The 3461-nt window shown below is 36.1% G+C and carries 3 protein-coding genes; all 3 read left to right on the forward strand.

Annotation, left to right across the window (positions count from 1 at the left end; all coding sequences use genetic code 11):
• Nucleotides 1-107 precede the first annotated feature (107 nt).
• Nucleotides 108-2030, forward strand: a complete 1923-nt coding sequence (locus tag ABZA26_RS10650) for a diguanylate cyclase (RefSeq protein WP_372714507.1) — start codon at nucleotides 108-110, stop codon at nucleotides 2028-2030.
• Between the two features lie 122 nt (nucleotides 2031-2152).
• A complete protein-coding gene (gene hrcA, locus ABZA26_RS10655; protein WP_372714508.1) occupies nucleotides 2153-3175 on the forward strand; it encodes a heat-inducible transcriptional repressor HrcA in 1023 nt (340 codons plus the stop codon).
• A partial coding sequence (locus ABZA26_RS10660) for a nucleotide exchange factor GrpE (RefSeq protein ID WP_372714509.1) occupies nucleotides 3176-3461 on the forward strand: 286 nt, incomplete at its 3' end. It abuts the gene before it with no gap.

A 3461-nucleotide genomic window follows, 5' to 3' on the forward strand; every position in this document is an offset into this window, starting at 1 on the left:
ACTACATTTGGACAAAACTCCATATTTTTTTTGGATAAATTTGAAATGCTAGGTATAATAGTATATGTAGGGTTTGGGTTATATTGATTTTATTATGAGGTGGAAAAATGGAAAGAGGACGCGTTGTGATGGAGATCCATGATCTTCTGAAGAAAAACTGCGGAGTCCATGTAGTCGGTCTAGGGTTATACAGGGAAGACAAAAGAGAGGTAGAATACAGACATCTGATAGAAGACGGAAAATGGAATGAAGTTTTAACAATCGAACTGGACAAAGAAAGAAGTGTTTCGGGGTGGTGTCTGAAACATAAAAAAGATCTTATTATTGATGATATGGATGCCTGGATGAAAAAATATTCCTGCAACCGGGTAATAACAAAGGGTAAAATGGGTTCAGGATACTTTACTGAGATTGAGATCAACGGAAAAGTTGTAGGATTCATGACTGTGCAGTCAAAGATGAAAAATGCCTTTACTCAAGAGACAATGGAGATGGTTTATTTTGCTAAAAGAGTTCTTAAGCTTTTTTTTATGGAAAAAAGAGAGAGGGTTCTTCTCACAGAAAACTACCATAATGTTAAAGTTTTGTGGAAAATGGCCAGGGATTTTAATGATTCCCAAACAATAGAGGAAGCTGGATCTAATTTTGTGAAACATCTAAACGACTTCGTAGAGTACAGAGGGGACCTGATAATGGGTATAATCTGGAAAGAGGAAGAGATAAGTGAGTATAGGTATTCACAGGGAAATAACTATCTTCCGGAAAAAAGAAAGATTTCTCTGGATTCAAAAGTGAAGTATATTCATGAGATGGAGAGGAATTCAAAAGAGTATGGAGACCTGGTCATGTACCTTGTGGAAAACGGAGAACGTATAGGATATCTGGTGCTTGATAATGGAGGAAAGGAATACTCTCTTGACAGTAAAAAGTTTAATTTTATAAGCACTTCAAGGGAGATGCTGGTATCTTCACTGGGAAAGATAAAGAAAAATCAAGAGCTGTCTAAAGAGATAATAAAAAGAAAGAGGGCACAGGAGAATCTGAGTGATATAAACAAAAAACTCACTATAGTAAGAGAGATAGGAGAAACTGTAATTTCCAGAAAAACTATAGGTGAAATGTTGAAAGATATAGACAGGATATTTAAAGACAACTTAAGAAGTTTTAATATAGGTATAGGGGTCAATGAATGTGAATCTGAGAGCTTGATGAGATGCCATATTTATGAAAGCGGGTGTCTGAGGGAAGAGGTGATACCCTGTGATGACAGAGAAAATAAAGTTGTCAAATGTATAACTGAGAAAAAAGGTTTTGCAGTGAGGGAAGAAAATTTTTCACACTTATATTTTCCTCTGAAATTTGGTGAAAATACAGTGGGGTGTTTTACATGCGGAATTTCCGGGAGGGTGTTCTTCAGTGAGTATGAACTGGAACTTTTTCGTGAAATTATTCCTATTTTGAGTATAGCTGTAAATAATCATATGGAGCACCAAAAATTGCAGTATGCCAATAAAATACTAAAGACTCTCTCTGTAACAGATCATCTTACAGGGCTCTATAACAGAAGGTATTTTTATGAAAAATTCCATATGAATTGGAGAGAAGCTAAGGACAGAAAGGATAAACTCTATGTAATTCTTGTTGATTTTGACAATTTTAAACATGTAAATGATAATTTTGGTCATCATGAGGGGGACAAGGCACTTATAAGGGCATCTAGGGTTTTGAGTACCGAGCTCAAGGAAGGTTATGTGGGGCGGTATGGAGGAGATGAATTTATAGCAGGAATAAGTGATTCTGACGAGAGCAGAGTACTGAGTATAGGGGAAAATATCAGAAAAAAAATAGAAGAACTCCAGATACCTATAAACCCAAAGGGGGAACTCCTCACAGTGAGTGTGGGTATATTCGGCGTAGTTCCAGAGGGAGAACTGAATCTGAGGGATTATTTTATGAAGGTTGATGAAGCCCTCTATACAGCTAAAAAAAATGGAAGAAACAGGATAACATGCTATGGAATAGATTATTAGCCACCTTTGTAAAAGGTGGCTAATTTTTTTGCTGAAACCCTTGACAAAAAATAAGTTTAAATGTTATATTATTAGCGTGAATTAGCACTCTTTCAAAATGAGTGCTAACAAGGAGTGGTGGTATGGCTATTTCAGACAGAGAAAAACTAGTACTTGGGGTCATAATTGATTATTATTTAACCTTTGGAGATACCATAGGCTCGAGAACCCTGGTAAAAAAATACAATATCGAGCTGTCTTCAGCAACCATAAGAAATGTAATGGCAGATCTTGAGGATATGGGTTACATATCCAAGACTCATACATCTTCTGGAAGGGTTCCCACTGATAAAGGGTATAAATTCTATCTCAATGAACTGCTGAAAATAGAAAAGATATCAAAAGAAGAAAGAAAAAAAATCGATATGGCTTACGAGCTGAGAATGAGTGAACTTGAGGATATTCTGCAAAAAACTTCCAGCCTTCTTTCCAAACTTACCTCCTATGCAGGAGTAGTGGTAGAGCCAGATATAAAGAGAGAAGGAATAAAAAAAGTGGAGCTTGTGCATATAGATGACTATCTGATAATGGCAGTCATAGTAATGGACAATATGGCAGTGAGAACAAAAAAAATATCTCTAGAGCACGGTCTGAACCGTGAGGAACTGGCCACTGTGTCCAAGGAATTAAATGAAAAACTGAGAAAAGGCGAACTGAAAAGCTACGAAGTAGAGGAGTTTATCCTTGAAAAGGACAATCCTTTGCTGAGTGATCTGGAAAATGAGGTTTACCAGGATATAGAGGGTAAATTTTATATGAATAATACATCGAGTATATTTCAGAATAAAAGCGTGGAAGAAGCCAGAGAAACCCTTGAACTTTTCAACAAGAAAAAGGGAATGAAAGAGATTTTTGAAATGCTGGTAAAGTCCAGAGAACATGATTACGGAGACGTAGATGTGGTTTTCGGAGATGAATTAAACATAAAAGGATTAGAGGACTTTAGTTTTGTATATTCAGTCTATAAAATAGGTGAATCCCAGGGAGTTATAGGGGTTATCGGTCCCAGAAGGATGGCTTATTCCAAGACTATGGGGTTGGTAAAGTACGTAACTAAAGAGGTGAATAAAGTAATAGAAGAAATTGAGCATAAAAAGGAGAGGTAGATGGCTGAAAAAATGAAGAAAAAATCTGATGAAATTTTGGATGAGATTGAAAAAGAAGGAAAAAACGAGAAAGATTCCATTGATGATACAATAATTGATGCAGAAGAGGTAACTGGTGAGACTCTGGCTGATAAAATAGATAAAATAGAAGCAGAGGTGGAGGAGTGGAAACAAGCTTATCTTAGAAAACAGGCGGATTTTCAAAACTTTACAAAAAGAAAAGAGAAAGAAGCTGAAGAACTGAGAAAGTATGCTTCTGAAAAGGTAATGTCAAAAGTAATAGAGG

Source organism: Ilyobacter sp., assembly GCF_041583315.1.
GTDB lineage: Bacteria > Fusobacteriota > Fusobacteriia > Fusobacteriales > Fusobacteriaceae > Ilyobacter.

What these genes read in the sequence shown, in the direction of transcription:
- hrcA (WP_372714508.1), top strand. Translation starts at nt 2,153, where the DNA reads ATGGCTATTTCAGACAGAGAAAAACTAGTACTTGGGGTCATAATTGAT.
- ABZA26_RS10650 (WP_372714507.1), top strand. Translation starts at nt 108, where the DNA reads ATGGAAAGAGGACGCGTTGTGATGGAGATCCATGATCTTCTGAAGAAA.